This is a genomic window from Dryocola sp. LX212 (assembly GCA_041504365.1).
Taxonomy (GTDB): domain Bacteria; phylum Pseudomonadota; class Gammaproteobacteria; order Enterobacterales; family Enterobacteriaceae; genus Dryocola.
This window is the reverse complement of sequence record CP167917.1, coordinates 4,559,066-4,573,964: the sequence shown is the minus strand read 5'-3', so window position 1 is coordinate 4,573,964 and position 14,899 is coordinate 4,559,066. Positions and strand designations below refer to the sequence as shown.

Annotated in this window: 12 protein-coding genes; 7 read left to right on the top strand and 5 right to left on the bottom strand. The window is 55.2% G+C overall.

Annotation, left to right across the window (positions count from 1 at the left end; translation table 11 throughout):
- Positions 1–190 precede the first annotated feature (190 nt).
- Complete coding sequence (gene yihI / locus ACA108_21920) at positions 191–706, top strand: Der GTPase-activating protein YihI (protein ID XEX95925.1); 516 nt, start codon at positions 191–193, stop codon at positions 704–706.
- Between the two features lie 190 nt (positions 707–896).
- Positions 897–2,270: an oxygen-independent coproporphyrinogen III oxidase gene (gene hemN / locus ACA108_21915; GenBank protein XEX95924.1), complete on the top strand. Its 1,374-nt coding sequence runs from the start codon at positions 897–899 to the stop codon at positions 2,268–2,270.
- Positions 2,271–2,351: 81 nt separating this feature from the next.
- Here hemN and glnG read toward each other — a convergent pair whose 3' ends face one another.
- The 3 genes from glnG to glnA all read right to left on the bottom strand — a co-directional run bounded on the left by glnG (position 2,352) and on the right by glnA (position 6,408).
- Positions 2,352–3,764 carry a nitrogen regulation protein NR(I) gene (gene glnG / locus ACA108_21910; GenBank protein XEX95923.1) on the bottom strand — a complete coding sequence of 471 codons (1,413 nt, stop codon included), beginning with the start codon at positions 3,762–3,764 and terminating at the stop codon, positions 2,352–2,354.
- A 7-nt stretch (positions 3,765–3,771) separates the two neighbouring features.
- Positions 3,772–4,821 (bottom strand): nitrogen regulation protein NR(II), encoded by a 1,050-nt coding sequence (glnL, locus tag ACA108_21905; protein ID XEX95922.1) that lies wholly within the window; start codon positions 4,819–4,821, stop codon positions 3,772–3,774.
- Positions 4,822–4,998: 177 nt separating this feature from the next.
- A complete protein-coding gene (glnA, locus tag ACA108_21900; protein XEX95921.1) occupies positions 4,999–6,408 on the bottom strand; it encodes a glutamate--ammonia ligase in 1,410 nt (469 codons plus the stop codon).
- A gap of 376 nt (positions 6,409–6,784) precedes the next feature.
- Here glnA and typA point away from each other — a divergent pair, with 376 nt between their 5' ends.
- The 5 genes from typA (at position 6,785) to fabY (ending at position 11,653) form a co-directional block, all read left to right on the top strand.
- Entirely contained in the window at positions 6,785–8,611 is a 1,827-nt protein-coding gene (typA, locus tag ACA108_21895) for a ribosome-dependent GTPase TypA (GenBank protein ID XEX95920.1), read from the top strand.
- A 152-nt stretch (positions 8,612–8,763) separates the two neighbouring features.
- Positions 8,764–9,363 (top strand): glucose-1-phosphatase, encoded by a 600-nt coding sequence (yihX, locus tag ACA108_21890; protein XEX95919.1) that lies wholly within the window; start codon positions 8,764–8,766, stop codon positions 9,361–9,363.
- Positions 9,357–10,229 (top strand): virulence factor BrkB family protein, encoded by an 873-nt coding sequence (locus ACA108_21885; protein ID XEX95918.1) that lies wholly within the window; start codon positions 9,357–9,359, stop codon positions 10,227–10,229. The genes yihX and ACA108_21885 overlap by 7 nt, the downstream gene beginning before the upstream one ends.
- On the top strand, positions 10,226–10,663 hold the full coding sequence (gene dtd / locus ACA108_21880; protein ID XEX95917.1) for a D-aminoacyl-tRNA deacylase: 438 nt from the start codon (positions 10,226–10,228) through the stop codon (positions 10,661–10,663). Before ACA108_21885 ends, dtd begins: the two co-directional genes overlap by 4 nt.
- A 48-nt stretch (positions 10,664–10,711) precedes the next feature.
- Complete coding sequence (fabY, locus tag ACA108_21875) at positions 10,712–11,653, top strand: fatty acid biosynthesis protein FabY (GenBank protein XEX95916.1); 942 nt, start codon at positions 10,712–10,714, stop codon at positions 11,651–11,653.
- Here the strand turns inward: fabY and ACA108_21870 are convergent.
- Together ACA108_21870 and ACA108_21865 are read right to left on the bottom strand one after the other, a co-directional pair.
- Positions 11,590–13,353: an AsmA family protein gene (locus tag ACA108_21870; protein ID XEX95915.1), complete on the bottom strand. Its 1,764-nt coding sequence runs from the start codon at positions 13,351–13,353 to the stop codon at positions 11,590–11,592. The genes fabY and ACA108_21870 overlap by 64 nt on opposite strands.
- Before the next feature lie 126 nt (positions 13,354–13,479).
- Positions 13,480–14,871: an NCS2 family protein gene (locus ACA108_21865; GenBank protein ID XEX95914.1), complete on the bottom strand. Its 1,392-nt coding sequence runs from the start codon at positions 14,869–14,871 to the stop codon at positions 13,480–13,482.
- Between the last annotated feature and the right edge of the window lie 28 nt (positions 14,872–14,899).

The following is a 14,899-nucleotide window of genomic DNA, read 5'->3' as shown; positions in this document are numbered from 1 at the left end:
AACCCAACAGGAAATGTTGTTGGCAACGGAATGACAGGGTGTTGAACGCTAACAGGGAATGTGTGGCCCAAAAGGGCCGAGAGACAAGAAAAAAGGCGACGGGTTAATCTGTCGCCTTTTTTCTTTGCTTGCTTTCTGCTAGATTCCGCCGCAATTCTATACTGAATAAAACGGCTTAAGATAACTCACCATGAAGCAACAAAACTCAGCAGCACCAGGCAGCAAACCGGCGAAAGCTCGTCGCAAATCGCGTGAAGAAGTCGATCAGGAAGCACGCGACCGTAAGCGCCAGAAAAAACACCGTGGCCATTCTTCGGGTAGCCGTGCAAACGGTAGCAGCCAGCCGCAGGGCGGTAAAGGCTCTTCCCAGCCTAAAGATCCGCGTATTGGCAGCAAAAAACCAATTGCTCTGGGTGTGACCGAAGCCCCGGCGGCGAAACCTAAACAGCACAAACCAAAAAGCGAGAAACCTATGCTAACACCACAGGCCGAGCTGGATTTGCTGGAGAATGATGAGCGCCTGGACGCGCTGCTGGAACGCCTTGAAGAGGGTGAAACACTGAGCGCCGAGGAGCAATCCTGGGTTAACGCCAAACTCGATCGCATTGACGCGCTGATGGAAGAGCTTGGCATTGCTTACGAAGACGATGAAGAAGAAGAGGAAAAAGGCGACGATTTAATGCGTCTGCTGAAGGGCGGTAACTAGCGCTTACTCCTATGGGATTACCTGTTTTTCTCATGGTTATTCCGCTGGTGTGTTATCTGCTGTGGTTATTCGTTAAACTACGGCGGCTGTCGCGATTGCAGAATTCGTTGCGCCGCAGGCTCAATGCCCGAGGAGTGGGCGGGTCGCGAGCGCTGCGAAAACGCGGGCGGCATCATCGGAAGGAGTGAGTATGTCTGAGCAGTTAATCGACTGGGATCTGGCCCTGATCCAGAAATACAATTATTCAGGGCCGCGTTACACCTCTTACCCAACCGCGCTGGAGTTCTCAGAGGACTTTGGCGAGGGGGCATTTTTGCAGGCGGTTGCTCGCTATCCTGAGCGTCCGCTTTCGCTGTATATTCATATCCCGTTCTGCCATAAGCTTTGCTACTTCTGCGGCTGCAACAAGATTGTCACCCGCCAGACCCACAAAGCGGATCAGTATCTCGACGCGCTGGAACAAGAGATAGCCCATCGCGCACCGCTGTTTAAGGGCCGTCACGTCAGCCAGATGCACTGGGGCGGCGGTACCCCTACCTACCTTAGCAAAGCGCAGATAAGTCGCCTGATGGGGCTGCTACGTGCCCATTTCGCCTTTAATGACGATGCTGAGTTGTCCATTGAAGTGGATCCCCGCGAAATCGAGCTGGATGTGCTCGATCACCTGCGCAAAGAAGGCTTTACTCGCCTGAGCATGGGCGTGCAGGATTTCAATAAAGAAGTGCAGAAGCTGGTGAACCGCGAGCAGGACGAAGAGTTTATCTTTGCCCTGATTAACCGCGCCCGCGAGCTGGGCTTCACTTCCACCAATATCGATCTGATTTACGGTCTGCCAAAGCAGACGCCGGAGAGCTTCGCCTTCACCCTGAAGCGCGTGGCTGAACTGAGCCCGCATCGTCTGAGCGTCTTCAACTACGCGCACCTGCCAACCCTGTTTGCCGCGCAGCGCAAAATTAAAGATGCGGATTTGCCGAGCGCCCAGCAGAAGCTGGATATTCTGCAAGAAACCATCGACTCGCTGACCTCGTCGGGCTACCAGTTTATCGGCATGGACCACTTTGCCCGCCCGGACAACGAGCTGGCAGTGGCCCAGCGTGAAGGTAAGCTCCATCGCAACTTCCAGGGCTACACCACGCAGGGCGATACAGACCTGCTCGGCATGGGGGTCTCAGCGATTAGTATGATCGGGGATTGTTACGCGCAGAACCAGAAAGAGCTTAAGACTTATTATCAGCAGGTCGATGAGCGTGGTGATGCGCTGTGGCGCGGCCTGGCCCTGACCCGTGATGACTGCATCCGCCGTGACGTGATTAAATTGCTTATCTGTAACTTCCAGCTTAGCTTTGCCGACGTAGAAAAACTGTGGGATGTGGATTTTGCGGAGTACTTCGCAGAAGATCTGAAGCTGTTAGCCCCGCTGGCCAAAGACCAGCTGGTGGAGGTTGACGAGCGCCACATTCAGGTCACGCCGAAAGGCCGCCTGCTGATCCGTAACATCTGCATGTGCTTCGATGTTTACCTGCGGCAGAAAGCGCGGTTGCAGCAGTTCTCACGGGTTATCTGATTCATGAAATTTTAGGATGGATAAGCGGCAGCGGCATCCACCAACAAAAAAGGCGAATAGCTAAAGCTATCCGCCTTTTTGTTACTCCATTCCCAGCTCTTTCAGCTTACGCGTCAGGGTATTACGGCCCCAGCCCAGCAAACGAGCTGCTTCCTGCTTGTGACCCTGGGTATGGCGCAGCGCCGTAGTGAGCAAAGTACGCTCCATTTCTGGCTGTGCTTCTGAAAGCAGGTTTTGATGACCGGAACGCAGAGCCCGGTCTGCCCACTGTGCGAGGAGCGTAGCCCAGTTATCCGGCAGGCCCTGCGTGGTGCTGCTTTCGGCTACCGTCGTTTCAAACAGCTCGCTCGGAAGATCCTGGATCAGCACTTCCTGGCCTGCGGCCATCACGGTCAGCCAGCGGCAGGTATTTTCCAGCTGGCGGACGTTACCCGGCCAGGCGAGGCGCGTTAAAGCATTTTCCGTTTCCGGATGCAGCAGCTTAGCCTCAACGCCAAGCTCACGAGCTGCTACCTGCAGGAAGTGACGGGCCAGGCGAGGAATATCCTCACGGCGCTCGCGCAGCGGCGGCAGGTGGACACGAATAACGTTCAGGCGGTGGAACAAGTCCTCCCGGAACTTACCCTCCTGCACACGTAGCTCAAGGTTCTGGTGGGTTGCGGCGATAATGCGCACATCCACTTTCACCGGCGCATAGCCGCCAACGCGGTAGAACTGCCCGTCTGCCAGCACGCGCAGAAGACGCGTTTGCACATCCAGCGGCATATCTCCGATTTCGTCGAGGAACAGCGTGCCGCCGTCGGCCTGCTCAAAACGCCCCTGACGGATCTGATTAGCGCCGGTAAAGGCGCCTTTTTCGTGGCCGAACAGTTCTGATTCAATCAGATCTTTCGGGATGGCCGCCATGTTAAGCGCGATGAAAGGAGACTTAACGCGTGGACTGTGGCGATGCAGCGCATGCGCGACGAGCTCTTTCCCCGTACCTGATTCTCCGTTAATCAGCACGCTGATAGAAGAGCGGGACAAGCGGCCGATTATGCGGAACACATCCTGCATTGCGGGCGCTTCTCCGATAATATCTGTCGTCGGGCCGAACACCTGCACGTTGCGTGGCTGCTGCTGTTCCTGATAGTGGCTGATGGCGCGCTCAACGAGAGCGACCGCTTCGTCGATATCAAAAGGCTTCGGCAGATAATCAAACGCGCCCTGCTGGTAAGCGCTGACGGCAGCATCCAGATCCGAATGCGCTGTCATTATGATGACCGGAAGCATCGGGTGCCGCTGTTTGATCTGTTTTAGCAGCGCCAGCCCGTCCATGCCCGGCATGCGAATATCCGACAGCAGCACGTCCGGTGTTTTCGACGCCAGCGCGTCCAGAACTTCATTGCCATTCTCAAACGTTGTGCAGATTAAACCTGCTCCAGTCAGCGCGCGTTCCAGCACCCAACGGATGGAGCTATCGTCATCAACGATCCAGACTATCCCTTGTTGCATAAAAACCTCACTGGCGAATAGGCAGATAAACGGAAAATTCGGTATGACCTGGCCAACTGTTAAATTCTATTTTCCCGGAGTGCTGATCGATAAGGCTGCGCGCGATGGACAGGCCAAGACCTGTGCCACCCTCACGTCCGCTGACCATCGGGTAAAACAGCGTGTCCTGGAGCGCGGCCGGAATGCCCGGACCGTTATCTTCGATATCAATTCGGGCCGCCAGGCGGTAGCGCGTCCCGTGCAGCGTCAGCTGGAAAGCTGTGCGGGTACGCAGGACAATTTGGCCGCCATCGCGGCCCAGTGCCTGTAACGCGTTACGTACTATATTCAACAAAACCTGCTCAATCTGATCCGGGTCATGCGGGAACTCAGGCAGGCTTGGGTCGTAATCGCGTACCAGGATGACGTTTTCCGGCAGCTCCATCGACACGAGTTTCATCACGCGCTCGGTCACTTTATGAATGCTTTCGGTGACATGCATGCCGGGCTGCTGGGGGCCTAATAACCTGTCCACCAGGTTACGCAGGCGGTCTGCCTGCTCAATAATAACGTTGGTGTATTCCTTCAGCGACGGGTCCGGCAATGCTTTTGCCAGCAGCTGTGCTGCCCCGCGCAGTCCGCCCAGCGGATTTTTGATTTCGTGTGCAAGCCCACGCACTAAGTCACGTGCGGCTATCTGCTGGGCGTGCTGTAACTGCTCCTGACTTAAGCGACGCTGGTTATCCATCGGCGCCATTTCCATCAGGATCAGCCCTTCTGGCAGACGCTGTGCCGTCAGAGAAAGAATATGGGAGCGCCCGTCAATCACCAGGGTCACTTCGTTATCGGTAAACCCTTGGCCGGCGATCAGGCTCTCCTGCATCAGGCCAATATTTAATGAGAAGTAGCTCAGCAGGTCCGGTAGCGGCGTGCCGTAAAGTTTACGTGAACTTTGGGCCAGCAACTGTTGTGCGGCAGGGTTCGCGTAATGAACCGCCAGCTCGTCATCGACCAGCAGGATGCTGTTAATCAGGGAGTTCAGGATCTGCCCAGCATCGGGCAGCGTGCCAGTTGCCATACAGCCGTCTCCGGGTTATGCACCATGTTGGTGCATTATAGTTGTCCGCTGGTAAAAATCCCTGTTTAACCAGTTATTTTGTGGAGAAAAAAGCCCATCCGAAGATGGGCTGAAAGTTTCCACGGCAACAAAAAACGTTTAATCCGACGATGTACTTTTTCTTAAGCGCTGCTTTTCTTAAACGCTATAGTACAACTCGAACTCTACCGGGTGCGGCGTCATGCGCACGCGGTCATTTTCCTCGATACGCAGGGCGATGTAGGCATCGATAGCGTCGTCAGTGAACACGCCGCCCGCGGTCAGGAACTCGCGGTCTTCGTTCAGGCAGTTCAGTGCTTCTTCCAGAGAGCCTGCAACCTGTGGGATCTCTTTCGCTTCTTCCGGCGGCAGGTCATACAGGTTTTTGTCCATCGCTTCGCCCGGATGGATTTTGTTTTTGATACCGTCAAGGCCAGCCATCAGCAGCGCGGCGAAGCACAGGTATGGGTTAGCCGCCGGGTCCGGGAAGCGCACTTCGATACGACGTGCTTTAGGGGACGCAACCACTGGGATACGGATAGAAGCTGAACGGTTACGGGCAGAGTAAGCCAGCATAACAGGAGCTTCGTAACCCGGGACCAGACGCTTGTAGGAGTTAGTTGTCGGGTTAGACAGGGCGTTGATCGCTTTAGCGTGCTTGATAACGCCGCCGATGTAGTACAGCGCTTGCTCAGACAGGCCCGCATATTTGTCGCCAGCGAACAGGTTTACGCCGTTCTTGGACAGGGACATGTGGCAGTGCATACCGGAACCGTTGTCGCCAAACATTGGTTTTGGCATGAAGGTCGCAGTTTTGCCGTAAGCGTGAGCAACGTTGTGCACGACGTATTTGTAGATCTGAATTTCATCAGCTTTTTTGGTCATGGTGTTGAAGCGGGTTGCCACTTCGTTCTGACCAGCCGTTGCCACTTCGTGGTGGTGAGCTTCAACAACCAGGCCCATCTGCTCCATGGTCAGACACATTGCAGAACGCAGGTCCTGTGCGGAGTCGACTGGTGGAACCGGGAAGTAACCGCCTTTCACTGCAGGACGGTGGCCTTTGTTGCCGCCTTCGTATTTGGTGCCGGTGTTCCATGCGCCTTCGATATCATCGATAGCAACGTGGGAGCCGGAGATGGAGCTGCCGAAACGGATGTCGTCGAACAGGAAGAACTCTGGTTCTGGCCCGAACAGGACGGTATCAGCCAGACCGGTAGAACGCAGGTAGTCTTCCGCGCGTTTCGCGATGGAGCGCGGGTCGCGGTCATAACCCTGCAGGGTACCTGGCTCAAGAATGTCACAACGAATGATCAGGGTAGAATCGGCGAAGAACGGGTCGATGACTGCGGTAGACGCGTCTGGCATCAGCACCATGTCGGATTCATTGATGCCTTTCCAGCCGCCAATCGAGGAGCCGTCAAACATTTTGCCTTCTTCGAAGAATTCAGCATTCACCTGGTGAGCAGGGATTGTAACGTGCTGTTCTTTACCCTTGGTGTCAGTGAAGCGCAAATCAACAAATTTCACTTCATGCTCATTCAGCATCGTCAAAACGTGTTCAGCGGACATACTTAACTCTCCCGGATTGGTCATTGTCGTCGTGGTAACGAGGTCTGATAATTTTATTAAAAGTGGCTTTTCGCCCTGAAACTTATAAAGCGAAATCTGTGCCAACTTTTAAATTACCCCAAAAAGGCGTTATCATGCGCACTATAGTGCAAAAGGGCTGCACCATGATGGATAACTTGCACCAATATAGTGCTCCAGTGTGAAAAATGGGCACCATATTGGTGCAATTTACGTTTTAGCTCCCTTTTTAGCTCCGTGAAAGCGATCACAATCCCTTACTTTCAACATTGTTTGTAAAGGTTCTTTGTGATCCTGTTCTGTCCTTCGATTAATACGTGTACAATAACGCGCTATTTCTAATGCCTGAGGCAAAGTTGTGATCGAAAATCTGCGTAACATCGCCATCATCGCGCACGTTGACCATGGTAAAACTACCCTGGTTGATAAGCTGCTGCAGCAATCTGGTACTTTCAGTAACGAACGTGCTGAAGCTACCGAACGCGTGATGGACTCCAACGATTTGGAGAAAGAGCGTGGGATTACCATCCTCGCTAAAAACACCGCTATCAAATGGAATGACTACCGTATCAACATCGTTGATACCCCTGGGCACGCCGACTTCGGTGGTGAAGTTGAACGTGTAATGTCCATGGTAGACTCCGTTCTGCTGGTCGTTGACGCAATGGATGGCCCAATGCCGCAGACGCGCTTTGTGACCAAAAAGGCCTTTGCACATGGTCTGAAGCCAATCGTGGTTATCAACAAAGTTGACCGTCCTGGCGCGCGTCCTGACTGGGTTGTGGATCAGGTCTTCGACCTGTTCGTTAACCTCGACGCAAGCGACGAGCAGCTCGACTTCCCAATCATCTATGCATCTGCACTGATGGGTATCGCGGGTAACGATCACACTGATATGGCGGAAGACATGACTCCGCTGTACCAGGCGATTGTTGACCACGTTAAAGCGCCAAGCGTTGACCTTGATGGTCCGTTCCAGATGCAAATCTCCCAGCTCGACTACAACAACTACGTTGGTGTTATCGGCATCGGTCGCATCAAGCGCGGTAAAGTGAAGCCTAACCAGCAGATCACCATCATCGACAGCGAAGGCAAAACTCGTAACGGTAAAGTCGGTAAAGTCCTGACTCACCTCGGTCTGGAGCGTATTGAATCCACCGAAGCCGAAGCGGGCGATATCATCGCTATCACCGGTCTGGGCGAACTGAACATCTCCGACACCCTTTGCGACACGCAAAACGTTGAAGCGCTGCCAGCGCTGTCCGTAGATGAACCAACGGTGACCATGTTCTTCAACGTCAACACCTCTCCGTTCTGTGGTAAAGAAGGTAAGTACGTTACCTCCCGTCAGATCCTTGACCGCCTGAACAAAGAGCTGGTGCACAACGTTGCGCTGCGCGTTGAAGAAACCGAAGACGCGGACGCGTTCCGTGTATCCGGCCGTGGTGAACTGCACCTGTCTGTACTGATCGAAAACATGCGTCGTGAAGGCTTCGAACTGGCCGTGTCCCGTCCGAAAGTTATCAACCGTATGATCGATGGCCGCATGCAGGAGCCGTTCGAAAACGTGACGCTGGATATCGAAGAACAGCACCAGGGTTCTGTGATGCAGGCGATGGGTGAGCGTAAGGGCGATGTTAAAGACATGATCCCTGACGGCAAAGGTCGTATCCGTCTGGATTACCTGATCCCGGCACGTGGCCTGATCGGCTTCCGTACCGAGTTCATGACCATGACTTCCGGTACCGGTCTGCTGTACTCCACCTTCAGCCACTACGACGACGTGAAGCCTGGCGAAATCGGCCAGCGTCAGAACGGCGTACTGATCTCTAACGGTCAGGGTAAAGCCGTTGCGTTTGCGCTGTTCAGCCTGCAGGACCGCGGTAAGCTGTTCCTGGGCCACGGTGCGGAAGTTTATGAAGGTCAGATCATCGGTATTCACAGTCGTTCTAACGACCTGACCGTAAACTGCCTGACCGGTAAGAAACTGACCAACATGCGTGCGTCCGGTACTGACGAAGCGACTACCCTGGTTCCGGCACAGAAAATGTCCCTGGAGCAGGCGCTGGAGTTCATCGATGACGACGAACTGGTAGAAGTTACCCCTACCTCCGTCCGTATTCGTAAGCGTCACCTGACTGAAAACGACCGCAAACGCGCGGGTCGTGGCGGCAAAGAAGCGTAAGTTTCTTTTCTGCACAGTATCAGAGCCCTGTCTGCAAAGACGGGGCTTTTTTTTGCGTGTACCTCCCAGATCCCTAAACAGGTCATACGCACCCATAGTCAAAGCCTTCCTTTACCGCTACAGTTATTTGTCCATGCGCAAAGGAGAGGCTTATGCTGTATATCTTTGATTTAGGTAACGTCATTGTTGATATCGACTTCAACCGCGTCATGGGGGTGTGGAGCGATCTCAGCCGGGTCCCGCTGGCGAACTTAAAAAACAGCTTTGTGATGGGGGAAGCTTTCCATCGCCACGAGCGGGGGGAGATAACGGATGAAGAGTTTGCTGCCGCCGTTTGCGATGAGATGGGAATGGCGCTGAGCTTTGATCAGTTTGCGGCAGGCTGGCAGGCGGTGTTTGTCGCCCTGCGCCCGGAAGTCATTGCCGTGATGAAGCAGCTTCGCGAGAAAGGGCATCGCGTGGTAGTCCTGTCCAATACCAACCGTTTACACACGAACTTCTGGCCGGGGGAATACCCGGAAATTGCCGAGGCAGCGGATAAAATCTATCTCTCACAGGAGATGGGGACGCGCAAACCGGAGCCTGACATCTACCTTAAACTCCTTCAGGAAGAGGGAATGCCTGCGGATCGGGCAATCTTTTTTGACGATAACGCCGATAATATAAAAGGGGCTCAACAGGTGGGTATCACCAGCGTTCTTGTGACCGGTAAAGAGACCGTGCCTGATTATTTCGCGAAGAATCCATGCTAAAAGACGTTCGTCGCACCACCGTTACATGCCTCAGGCCATGCGTTGCCTGGGGCAAACTGCTCTGGCAGCGTATAGACCAGGACAACATGACGACCCTCGCGGGTAACCTGGCCTACGTGTCGCTACTGTCGCTGGTGCCGTTTATCGCCGTCGTTTTTGCGCTGTTTGCCGCATTTCCAATGTTCTCAGACGTCAGCGTTCAGCTGCGGCACTTTATATTTTCGAACTTTATCCCTTCCACCGGCGACATTATCCAGCGCTATATCGAGCAGTTCGTCGCTAACTCCAGCAAAATGACGGCAGTAGGCGCCTGCGGGCTTATCGTCACGGCTTTGCTGCTGATGTATGCCGTGGACAGCGCGCTGAATACCATCTGGCGCAGCAAAAAGACCCGGCCAAAAATTTACTCCTTTGCCGTGTACTGGATGATCCTCACGCTTGGGCCGCTGCTGGCCGGGGCAAGCCTGGCCCTGAGTTCCTACTTGCTTTCCATGTACTGGATAACGGGCTTTAACAGCATGATTGACCAGGTGTTGCGCATCTTCCCGCTGCTGCTCTCCTGGCTGTCGTTCTGGATGCTTTACAGCATCGTGCCTATTGCCCGCGTGCCGGTGAAAGACGCCATGATTGGCTCATTAGTTGCTGCTCTGCTCTTCGAATTAGGTAAGAAAGGCTTCGCGCTCTACATCACTATGTTCCCTTCTTATCAGCTGATTTACGGCGTGCTGGCGGTGATCCCGATTTTGTTTGTTTGGGTCTACTGGACGTGGTGTATCGTGTTGCTCGGGGCGGAAATTACTGTCACTCTCGGGGAGTATCGTAAGCTTCGCATTGAAGCACAGCAGGAAATTCAGGAAGAACCATGATTGCATTAATTCAGCGCGTCACCCACGCCAGCGTTACCGTAGAGGGTGAAACCACCGGTGAAATTGGTCCGGGACTTTTAGTGTTATTGGGTGTCGAAAAAGAAGACAACGAACAGAAAGCTAACCGCCTGTGCGAACGTGTTTTAGGCTACCGAATTTTCAGCGACGAAAACGGCAAGATGAACCTCAACGTGCAGCAGGCCGGCGGCAGCGTGCTGGTGGTTTCCCAGTTTACGCTTGCGGCAGATACCGAGCGTGGCAGGCGCCCGAGCTTTTCGGGAGGTGCTGCGCCAGAGCAGGCAGAAGCGTTGTACGAGTATTTCGTCACCCGCTGTCGAAGCCAGGGAGTCGTAGCTGAAACAGGACGCTTTGCTGCGGATATGCACGTATCGCTGACTAACGACGGCCCGGTGACGTTCTGGCTGCAGGTCTGATTACGCCGCTATTTTTGACGGTTCCGCGCAACAAGAGAGAGTGCATGTATGTATCACCTTCGCGTACCAGAAACCGAAGAAGAACTTGAGCGCTACTACCAGTTCCGCTGGGAAATGCTGCGCAAGCCCCTGCACCAGCCGAAGGGCTCAGAGCGCGATGCCTGGGATGCCATGGCCCATCACCAGATGGTGGTGGACGAAGAAGGCAATACGGTTGCTATTGGCCGTCTGTATATCAATGCCGATAACGAAGCGGCCATTCGCTTTATGGCTGTCCATCCATCCGTGCAGGACAAAGGGCTGGGGACGCTGATGGCGATGACCCTCGAGTCCGTCGCGCGGCAGGAAGGGGTGAAGCGCGTCGTGTGCAGCGCCCGCGAAGACGCGGTGGAGTTCTTTGCCAAGCTGGGCTTTGAGAACCAGGGGGAGATCACTACCCCGCAAACGACGCCCGTACGCCACTTCCTGATGATAAAACCGGTGGCCTCTCTGGACGATATCCTGCATCGCGCCGACTGGTGTGGACAGCTGCAGCAGGCCTGGTACGAACATATCCCACTCAGCGAAAAGATGGGCGTACGCATCCAGCAGTACACCGGCCAGAAATTCATTACTACCATGCCGGAAGCGGGCAATCAAAATCCACATCAGACGCTGTTTGCTGGCAGTCTGTTCTCGCTGGCCACGCTAACTGGCTGGGGGCTTATCTGGTTGATGCTGCGCGAACGCCATCTGGGCGGCACGATAATACTCGCGGATGCGCATATCCGTTACAGCAGCCCGATTACCGGAAGGCCGGGCGCGATAGCGGATCTGGGGTCACTGAGCGGCGATCTGGACCGCCTGGCACGGGGCCGTAAAGCTCGCGTTGCCCTGCAGGTTGAGCTTTACGGCGACGACACCATGGGTGCCGTTTTTGAAGGCGTTTATCTGGTGCTTCCTGCTAAGCCGTTCGGGCCGCTGGAAGAGGGCGGCAACGAAGAGGAGTAGCTGTCCAGAGCCGCTGTCGGCTCCGTTGGCACGTCCCCGTTCTGCATTCTCTGCTCAATCAGCTTACCGTCTGCCCCTGTGGCGCGTAATGTGCCATTAACCGTTGGTTTCAAGGGCATTTTCGCGGCTAGATTACCCGTCACCGAAAGCTGCAGGTTGCCGTCGCCGGAGAGCGGCACCTCAGGCCATCCCCACTGCTGCAAAGTGTTTACCGGCACGGAGCGCCCGCGCAGATTGATGGCGGCGTTCCGCTGCGGTGATTGTGAAATCGCCCCCGTCGCCTCCAGCATCCCTTTACCTGCAAATGCGCTCAGCTCGGAAATCGTAATCTGATTTGTGTTTGCCACGAGCGATATAGATGGACGGCGTACGTCTACCCGGTTGAACGTGGCTGACGCTGCGTTCAGCATTAGATTTCCATCCCACATCCCCCATTGCCTGTCGCGCACCACCGTTAAGTTATTACCCATGCCATCCAGCGAGGTGAGCTGGAACGGGAAGTCCGGATTGATGTCGATGATCAGGTTGCGGTTTGCGGAAAATTTTTTAACCGTCACGCTGTTAAGCCATTCCGGCAGCGGCTCCAGCCACAGCGCCTGCCAGTTCGCAGGCAGCGTATACTCCAGTCCCGACAGCGCCACCTCATCCAGTTCCAGCCTCCTGTCCCCACGAAGCCACTGGCCTGAGGCACGCACGATGCCTCTTTCCCATCGGGAGGTGAACTGGCGCAGCACGGCGGCCTGCGGCGTGAAATCTATGTTCACAATGGGATCGTTAAGCTGCATTGAGCCATTGATAAAGCTGCTGGCATTCAGCGACAGCCTGCCGTCCTCTGTCTGCCAGCCGCCGTTGGCCAGCGTCAGGTTGCGCAGGCTCAGATCTAAATCGGTCACCGCCCAGTCTTTGCCTTCCAGGCGCGCATCCGTTATCTCCAGGCTGCCTATTTTCAGCGAGGGAACGGTGGTAACCGGCGCAATGAAATCGGTAATCGATTTGTCCGTTTGCAGGCGGATATCGTTCATACGCAGGCTGCCGACCTGCCACGAGCCGTCCGGGCTGCGGCTGGCATTGCCGGTAAGTGAACCACGAGCCATATCCGCGCCGATGTTAGAGAGAGTCACCCGGTCGTTATTGATTGCCCCCTGCAGCAGGACATTGCTCGCCGGAACGCCGTTAAGCGTCATGGAGCCCGCGCTGAACTGAATATCGGCGGTCTTGCCCAGCACTTTCCCTGCTTCGGGGTGCCACGGCGAAATACCGCCGTTCACGCGCTGGGCGCGTAAATCCCACTCGGAGCCCGGGCTGTTCAGCGCCATATCGCTCAGCTGTAGCTGGTCGGCTTTGAAAGGTAAAGGGGCCGCCGTTGGGGTCAGGTTCAGGGTGCCATCTTTCAGCAAAATGGTATCAACGTGGAGCGGCTCCGAGAACTGACGCGTGCTCAGGCCGATATCAACGACCTGCGCAACCAGCGTTGCGGGCTGACCTTTTCGCCCGAACGTGACTTTATTAAGCGTAACGTGGGTGGGGGAAGCCCAGCGGTTATCCATGTTTTCAAACGAGAACTGGTAACCGGTATTTTCATTTACCCAGCCGCTGAGCTGGCTCGCTCCCCAGCGAGTCTGCAGTAAAAGCCAGGCGGCAACGAGCAGTACCAGTAAGGCAACAAGGATAACTACGATTAGCTTTCCGAGAAATTTCATTGTCTTCCATCCCATGAAGTTTCGGTAATGGGTGTTATGCCCCATTTACCGTTATAGCTCAAGGATGAGATTGTCAGGGCAGGTTTCACGCGCCGGTTTAAATAATTCCCAGGCGCGTGAGGGGCATCAATCTTTCTCTGGCGGGAAAATCAGGTTCAGCACGATAGCGGTTATGCCACCGGCGGCAATGCCGGAAGAAAGAAGCGTCTTTAGCCAGTCAGGCGCGAACTGCAGAATCAGCGGCTGCTGGGATACACCCATGCCGACGGCGAGCGACAGCGCTATAATCATTATGGCGCGGCGGTTAAGCGGTTCGCGGGAGACGATGCGCACGCCGGACGCGGCAATAGTACCGAACATCACGATAGTTGCGCCGCCCAACACCGGCTCGGGAATATGCTGAACAAAACCGCTCACTGCGGGGAACAGGCCGAGCACGATCAGCATCAGTGCCACAACGAAACCAACGTAGCGGCTGGCGACGCCGGTCAGCTGGATAACACCGTTATTCTGACCGAAGCAGGAGTTCGGGAAGGTGTTGAAGACTGCGGAGACACAGGAGTTGAGGCCGTTCGCCAGCACGCCGCCCTTCAGGCGCTTCATGTATACCGGGCCTGAAACGGGCTGCTCGGACACGTCAGAGGTGGCGGTAATATCACCGATAGTTTCCAGCGAGGTTACCATAAACACCAGCATCAGCGGGATCAGCAGGTTCCAGTCAATCCCCAGCCCGTAATAGAGCGGCGTTGGCACCATAATCAAATCGGTGTTCGTCGGCGCGGTGACCTGCGGCAGCATATCCATCGCCCAGGCAAGCGCGTAGCCAACGGCCATAGCGATAACCAGCGAGGCCACGCGCAGATAAGGGTTGCGTTGGCGGTTAAGAAGAATGATGACCAGTAACACGGCACCGGCCAGCATCAGGTTTTTTGGCGCGCCGAAGGTGTGGTCGCTCATGGCGGCATAGCCACCGCCGATGGAGTTCAGGCCAACCTGAATCAGCGACAGGCCGATAATCATTACTACGACCCCGGAAACCAGCGGCGTGATAATGCGCCGGGCAAGGTGCAGCACGCGGGACAGCGCCATCTCGGTACAGCTTGCCAGCATCAGCGTGCCGAACAGCGCCGCCATCATGGTGGGCACGTCGGCACCGCCATTCTTCAGCGCCATGCCGCCCATAATCAGCGGAGAGACAAAGTTAAAACTGGTCCCCTGAATCGACAGCAGGCCGGAGCCAACCGGCCCCCAGGCTTTGATCTGAATAATAGAGGCCACACCGGATGCGAACAGCGACATGCTGATAATATGCTGGGTGTCCGTTGCCGGTAATCCCAACGCCTGACAGATCAGCAGCGCCGGTGTGATAACCGCAACGAACATCGCCAGCAGGTGCTGGCAGGCGGCGAAAAGGGTTTGCGGCAGGGGAGGTCTGTCTTCAAGGCGGTAGATGAGCTCACTGGGAGGAGTCGATGCAATCGGTTGCGCATTTTCTGACTCAACGGCGTTTACGGACATCAGAGGAATCTCTTGCTGGAAAAGCGAA

Bases quoted from the DNA above. Each gene is read 5' to 3' on its own strand.
- yihI (XEX95925.1), top strand. From the start codon at position 191: ATGAAGCAACAAAACTCAGCAGCACCAGGCAGCAAACCGGCGAAAGCT.
- hemN (XEX95924.1), top strand. From the start codon at position 897: ATGTCTGAGCAGTTAATCGACTGGGATCTGGCCCTGATCCAGAAATAC.
- glnG (XEX95923.1), bottom strand. From the start codon at position 3,764: ATGCAACAAGGGATAGTCTGGATCGTTGATGACGATAGCTCCATCCGT.
- glnL (XEX95922.1), bottom strand. From the start codon at position 4,821: ATGGCAACTGGCACGCTGCCCGATGCTGGGCAGATCCTGAACTCCCTG.
- glnA (XEX95921.1), bottom strand. From the start codon at position 6,408: ATGTCCGCTGAACACGTTTTGACGATGCTGAATGAGCATGAAGTGAAA.
- yihX (XEX95919.1), top strand. From the start codon at position 8,764: ATGCTGTATATCTTTGATTTAGGTAACGTCATTGTTGATATCGACTTC.
- ACA108_21885 (XEX95918.1), top strand. From the start codon at position 9,357: ATGCTAAAAGACGTTCGTCGCACCACCGTTACATGCCTCAGGCCATGC.
- dtd (XEX95917.1), top strand. From the start codon at position 10,226: ATGATTGCATTAATTCAGCGCGTCACCCACGCCAGCGTTACCGTAGAG.
- fabY (XEX95916.1), top strand. From the start codon at position 10,712: ATGTATCACCTTCGCGTACCAGAAACCGAAGAAGAACTTGAGCGCTAC.
- ACA108_21870 (XEX95915.1), bottom strand. From the start codon at position 13,353: ATGAAATTTCTCGGAAAGCTAATCGTAGTTATCCTTGTTGCCTTACTG.
- ACA108_21865 (XEX95914.1), bottom strand. From the start codon at position 14,871: ATGTCCGTAAACGCCGTTGAGTCAGAAAATGCGCAACCGATTGCATCG.